Source organism: Candidatus Komeilibacteria bacterium CG_4_10_14_0_2_um_filter_37_10, from assembly GCA_002793075.1.
In the GTDB taxonomy this organism is placed as follows: domain Bacteria; phylum Patescibacteriota; class Patescibacteriia; order UBA1558; family UBA1558; genus UM-FILTER-37-10.
In genome coordinates this window covers 1-5,686 of record PFPO01000061.1, presented here as the reverse complement: position 1 = coordinate 5,686, position 5,686 = coordinate 1, and the positions used below count along the sequence as shown (strand labels likewise).

Below are 5,686 nucleotides of genomic sequence, written 5' to 3'. Positions count from 1 at the left end.
GCTATTTCTGGTACCTCAATCATAAACAACTCTTTCAAAAAATCTGGGTGGCTACGGGATAAAATAATTTGCGGCCCTTTGTTAGACATCTCCACCGCTAAAACTAAAAATTTTAATCTTTGACCAGATTTATAATTATCACTGGCCATTTGTTCCTCTGGTGGTACTACACCCAACGAGGAACCAATATCTATAATAATGAATCTTCCCTCGCGCCGTTGCACGGTACCAACAATAAGTTTACCTTCTTGATCTTTAAAATCATTATAAACAGTCTCTCGTTCAACTTCTCGCAAGCGTTGAATGATGACTTGTTTTGCTGTCTGGGCAGCCATGCGGCCAAAAGCCGCCGGTATTTCTAATTCCTGAATCAATTCATCGCCAACCTTAATTTTCTTATTAATCTTCACAGCTTCGACCAACATAATTTCTGTCTTGGGATTAAATCTCTTGGTATCATCTTCAAATTCTTCGCCAGCTTCTTTACGCAATCGGACTTCCTCTAATTTCTTCTCCATTTCTTCCAAGTCCATATCTTCAACAACTGTCTTAACATCAAAAACTTTTATTTCGCCGGTGCTAGCACTAAATTCGGTTTTGATATTTTGGTTTTTTTCACCAAAATCTTTGCGAAAAGCAGCAGAAAGCGCAGCCTCAATTGTTTCAATTACTGAATCAAAAGAGATCTTCTTTTCCTCACAGATCTGCTCAATCGCTTGTACTATTTCATTTTTTTCGGACATATCGTTTTTTTAATAATAAAGGCTAGTATGAAAATACTAGCCTATGATTATATTAGCAAACTATTACCACTTTGTCCACCATTGACACACACTAAATAATATACTATGATACTATATTGATAAATTGATCTTTAATTTAAATAAAAAAATAGGAGTAAATATGTTACTTTCCGTTGAAATGACACTGGAACCTAATGAAAAACGAATTATTTGGCAGAAACTAATACCCGTTTTTTTCATGACAATCATCTTTGCCATTCATTATTCATTCTTTAATGATACTATACTTGGCTTACTGGTTGCCTCTAGCTTTGCCGCTGTTTTCTTTTCGTTAGCAGTAATCAGAAATTCAGAACCCATACTTGGAGTCATTGTAATGTTTTTTTACATTGTTGTTGGGGTCTGGGTTATTATTACCTTTGAGCTCGAGGAAGGAATTACGATGATGTTAATATCTTTACTCGCCACATGTGCTAATATTGCCACCGTTGCCAATTTTCGAAGCAATGAGAAATATAAAGTTTCTTCATTGTTCAATCTAGCAACAGCTCTTCTACAATTTATTTTGCTCTGGCTCGGTTTATACTGTGCGCAGCATCTACAAATAACTTGGCATTAAATGTCATTCTACGTCTGAATATATTAACTATATTCAGATTTTTTTATCAACAAGCATAATTCCTTTAAAAAAGTAACTTATTTAATTCTTTTCCTGCAATCAATAAGTATCTAAAATAATACAAAACGAGGCCAATTTACGACCTCGTTTGTGAAATAAAATATGAAATTTTAATATTATACCTTATGATTATCGTCTTTATCGTTCAATTGGCTGACATCATTAAATAAATCATCTTTGGTAGTAAATAAATCTTGCTGATCAAGATTATCTACTTTCTGTTCCGTTAATATCTCCATGATCTGCTCTTTTTGTCTTTGTCGATAATTAACAAAGGACCAAGTAGCCACAACTATAGCCAAAATCAACAACATTACTAAACCAATATTCTGATTCTCTCTTTCGCGTTCTACTAATCGGCTTTTGAGAACTGCCTCATCTTCGCGAAAAAATTCATCGATTACTCTGTCCTTATCAACGGTTTTTTGTAAATCACTGATCGTTTGTGTCTTTTCTTCCTTAACACCGCCAGCAATATTTCCACTTTCACCAACTTTTACATTTCCACTTTCTTCACCAATTACGTTCATATTTACCTTGTTTTCCTCATCTTTTACTACCACTCTTTCTTCGGCATCTTCTTGATCAGTAATAATCTGCTCATTTTTCACTGAATCTTCCTCTTTGGTGGCTACTTCTTCTTTAGGCACGACAACTTCTTGCTGGTCTTTTTGTTCTTTGTTTTGCACTACTGGCGCTTTCTTGATTACCAATAAATCCAAATGGTCTGATTCAACAGATCTTTCCTTTTCACTTAAATTACGCGCTACCGTAAAAATAGTGTGTTTTCCGGGATTTAATGGTAAAAATGGCCGATAATAAAAATTTCCCACGCCAGAGGAATGAACTCTCAGCGTTGCCCGGCCATTGTATTTGCCATCAATATACACATCAACAACGGTATTATTCCAGCTAACTCCAGCAATTACCGTTTTGTCAGCATAAAAACTGGTCTTGACACCGATATTTAATACTGTTGGCGCTGGCACCTGACAATCACTAGGGTTCTGACAAGCTGATTGTTCAGCTTGAACAATACCTGGCAAAAAAATTAACAAAAGAAATAAACAAAAAAATAAGGCCCTCGTCAAATTCTTTTGCTGATACATATTTACTATTTAGACAATTAATTAATGGTTTAAAATTAATATCATTTCTATTTTTTTACAAGTTTATAAGCTGTTCAAAAGCTATTGATTACTTGTTCATCAATCTCATGGTTAGCAAGTAATTCTATTCGCACTCGCCCTGTGGATTGATTTAGCGTTACCAAGGCCACATCAAGCTGCCAATCATCATTTAGTCCCTTTTGATCGACGTATTTGAGGATGGTGTTAATAATCCGATACTGTTTATAAGCTGTTAATGACTCCTCCGGCCAATATCTTTTTTCTCCACAGCAACTCTTAATTTCAACAAAATGATAAATATTATCTTTACGAGCAATAATGTCAATTTCACCAGCCCGACAAAACCAATTTTGTTCAACTATTTCAAAATGATTTTTCTTCAACCACCAGCAAACAGCTTCTTCGCCCCGTTGACCAACTAGTTGCCGATGGTTATTGCTCCTATTTTTCCCACTAGCTTTTATAGCCATACATCAATCTATACAAATAATACCCACTTTGACAACTATCTGAATTTTGCCACAAACTGTAATTCAAAAAAACCACCATAATAAATACGGTAGTTTACTGCTAATTCAGAAGGTTATTAAAAACCCCTGATCCTAAAAATGTTATGTTAGGGTAAATATTTCTCAAATTCTTCCTTTAATTGCTGCTCTTTCTTTTTCTTTGGTAAATCAATCAGCAGGTATTTAAAAACAAAAACCAGCCAAACGATACTTGCTAACCACCACAGCATAGTCCACCCGCGCATACCTAAATAAGGTATCAGCTGATAACGAAAGAAAAGTAATAACAAACCAACGATACTGAAGGTAAATAAAAAATTAGCGGTTTTCTGAAAGAATTTCTTATACAGAACATTAACGCTCTTTCTTTTACGCCACCAAGAGCAAATAAGCGCTAAAACAAACAGCGCCAAGTAAATGGCCACGGATATTTTTAATACATTGCTCGTTACCGGTGCCATGTAGTTTGTAAACAAGTAATTTAATTTAAACCAATTGATCATATTATTTTTGAAATATTAAACCGTAATGATATGGTCCAGCGGAAAATTCTTGCACGAACTTCAGACTAATCTGCTGGGCTAAACCTTTAACCGTCTCTGGTGACAATCTTTTCTCTACTGCTGGTCCGATCGGAGTAGCCTTTGGTACCCACTCAATAATTAATAGCTTCCCACCAACCTTCAATAATCTAGCAGCTTCTTTCAAAACTGACAAGTGGTCTTTGTTTTGATATAACACCGCTACTAAATAAGCAAAGTCCATTTCTCCTGGTATCTTGGTTGCTCCGTAAACTTCAACATTACTCCAAACTGTATGTAAGCAACTGTATTTAGCCGTTCGCGCCCGCTCTTCCACTGCTGATAAAACATCCTTTAAAACATCCACAGCATAAACCTCGCCATCACTACCAACCAATCGCGCGCTGGCTAGAGAAAAGTTTCCCATTGTTCCGCAACCCAAATCAGCAACTTGGCTTTTAAAACCAACTTTTAAGATATTATTTAAAATGTTATCTGGATCAAGCAACTTTGCCCCTCCTAAATCCAAATCTGACATATGCTTATTATTAATTTATATTATAAGTATAACAAAAAAAACCTATTTTGCTAATCTTTCTTGCACCGGACGATAACTTGTTCTATGGAGAACACATGGTCCATACTTTTTTAGTCCTTTTTGGTGCTTAACTGTACCATAACCAACATTATGTTGAAAATCATATTGCGGATACCGCCGGTGCTGTTGTTGCATCAGTCGGTCGCGATATACCTTAGCGATAATCGACGCCGCACTAATCTGCTGAATCTTTTCATCACCTTTAATAATAAACTGATAAGCAATATCAAATCGACCGCGCCTGACCATGTCCGCCAAAATTAATGTTGGTTTCTTTTTTAGTTTGGCGATAGCTTTTTGCATTACCAAAACATTGGCTTGCTGAATACCGATGCGATCTATTTGTTTATTACTAATACTGACAACAGCCCAATAACTATTTTCTTTTATTATTTTCTCTAAGCTTTGGCGACGTGAAGCAGTTAATTTTTTTGAGTCTTGCAGTGCTACCGACAAATTATTTTTAAAAATAACTGCCGCCGCCACAATCGGTCCCGCCCAAGCACCACGACCAACTTCATCAACGCCAGCGATAATTTTTTTATCCTTCATTAGTTCATTATAACGCCAGTGGATAAAAAAACCACATTGGTAATCAAGGTGGTTAATTATTAACATCAATTATTTTTGCGCTTTAATCAGTCGTTGCAAGGCCACCATATAAGCCGCCGTACGATAATTAATTTTTTTCTTCTGCGCCAAATTGTATATCGTTTGCCATTCTTGCAAAATATTGTCTTTTAATTTTTTCAACACCGTAACTCTGGTCCAGTATTTATTTTGTTTATTCTGCACCATTTCAAAATAAGAAACCATGACACCACCGGCATTAGCTAGGACATCAGGTACTATTTCTATTCCGCGCGCTGATAAAATCTTTTCCGCTTCTGGTGCCGTTGGTCCATTAGCTAGTTCAAAAATTAACTGAGCTTTAATTCTGCTGGCATTGCCTGCTACTAATTGATTGTCTAACGCTGCCGGAATCAAAACATCAACTGCTAATTCTAATATCTCTTGATTACTAATTTTTTTTGCTTCTTTGAATTTAACAACTGATCCTTCACTGTCTTTAATTTTAATTATTTTTTCTATCGGTAAACCACGCTGACTAAATATCCCGCCCGCAGAATCAGAAATAGCCACCACGCGGTAGCCAGCAGCAAAGCATAAACGCGCCATGGTCATACCGGCATTACCAAAGCCCTGAATGGCTATAGTTGGTTTGCTTATTTTTTTCTTCTTAATAATATTCTGCAAAATATAGAAACCACCTTGTGCTGTAGCCACATCTCTACCCAATGAGCCGCCAGCACTAACCGGTTTACCGGTAAATGTTCCTTTGTTCTTTTCTCCTGTTAACTTCATATACTCCTCATTCATCCAGGCCATAATCTCTGGCGTTGTATAAACGTCAGGTGCTGGCACGTCCTTAGTGGGACCTAAATATTTATACATTGCTCGCACCCACGCTCGCGACAAACTCTCCAATTCTTTCTTGGATAATTT

At 36.3% G+C, this 5,686-nt stretch carries 8 protein-coding genes; 1 reads left to right on the top strand and 7 read right to left on the bottom strand.

Annotation, left to right across the window (positions count from 1 at the left end):
- The coding region (locus COX77_03345) for a hypothetical protein (GenBank protein ID PIZ98838.1) at window positions 1-743 on the bottom strand (743 nt) is incomplete at its 3' end.
- Between the two features lie 160 nt (window positions 744-903).
- Between COX77_03345 and COX77_03340 the strand changes: the two genes are divergently transcribed.
- Window positions 904-1,362 (top strand): hypothetical protein, encoded by a 459-nt coding sequence (locus COX77_03340; GenBank protein PIZ98837.1) that lies wholly within the window; start codon window positions 904-906, stop codon window positions 1,360-1,362.
- Between the two features lie 176 nt (window positions 1,363-1,538).
- Here COX77_03340 and COX77_03335 read toward each other — a convergent pair whose 3' ends face one another.
- The 6 genes from COX77_03335 to COX77_03310 form a co-directional block, all read right to left on the bottom strand.
- Entirely contained in the window at window positions 1,539-2,531 is a 993-nt protein-coding gene (locus COX77_03335; GenBank protein PIZ98836.1) for a hypothetical protein, read from the bottom strand.
- Window positions 2,532-2,605: 74 nt separating this feature from the next.
- A complete protein-coding gene (locus COX77_03330; protein ID PIZ98835.1) occupies window positions 2,606-3,022 on the bottom strand; it encodes a hypothetical protein in 417 nt (138 codons plus the stop codon).
- A gap of 146 nt (window positions 3,023-3,168) precedes the next feature.
- Window positions 3,169-3,564 (bottom strand): hypothetical protein, encoded by a 396-nt coding sequence (locus tag COX77_03325; GenBank protein PIZ98834.1) that lies wholly within the window; start codon window positions 3,562-3,564, stop codon window positions 3,169-3,171.
- Window position 3,565: 1 nt separating this feature from the next.
- Complete coding sequence (locus COX77_03320; protein ID PIZ98833.1) at window positions 3,566-4,120, bottom strand: hypothetical protein; 555 nt, start codon at window positions 4,118-4,120, stop codon at window positions 3,566-3,568.
- Window positions 4,121-4,162: 42 nt separating this feature from the next.
- Window positions 4,163-4,798 (bottom strand): ribonuclease HII, encoded by a 636-nt coding sequence (locus COX77_03315; GenBank protein ID PIZ98832.1) that lies wholly within the window; start codon window positions 4,796-4,798, stop codon window positions 4,163-4,165.
- A 3-nt stretch (window positions 4,799-4,801) separates the two neighbouring features.
- On the bottom strand, window positions 4,802-5,686 hold an 885-nt coding region (locus tag COX77_03310), incomplete at its 5' end, for a glutamate dehydrogenase (GenBank protein ID PIZ98831.1).

Excerpts from the sequence above, each read along its gene's own strand:
- COX77_03315 (PIZ98832.1), bottom strand. The coding sequence starts at position 4,798 with ATGTTAATAATTAACCACCTTGATTACCAATGTGGTTTTTTTATCCAC.
- COX77_03340 (PIZ98837.1), top strand. The coding sequence starts at position 904 with ATGTTACTTTCCGTTGAAATGACACTGGAACCTAATGAAAAACGAATT.
- COX77_03330 (PIZ98835.1), bottom strand. The coding sequence starts at position 3,022 with ATGGCTATAAAAGCTAGTGGGAAAAATAGGAGCAATAACCATCGGCAA.
- COX77_03335 (PIZ98836.1), bottom strand. The coding sequence starts at position 2,531 with ATGTATCAGCAAAAGAATTTGACGAGGGCCTTATTTTTTTGTTTATTT.
- COX77_03320 (PIZ98833.1), bottom strand. The coding sequence starts at position 4,120 with ATGTCAGATTTGGATTTAGGAGGGGCAAAGTTGCTTGATCCAGATAAC.
- COX77_03325 (PIZ98834.1), bottom strand. The coding sequence starts at position 3,564 with ATGATCAATTGGTTTAAATTAAATTACTTGTTTACAAACTACATGGCA.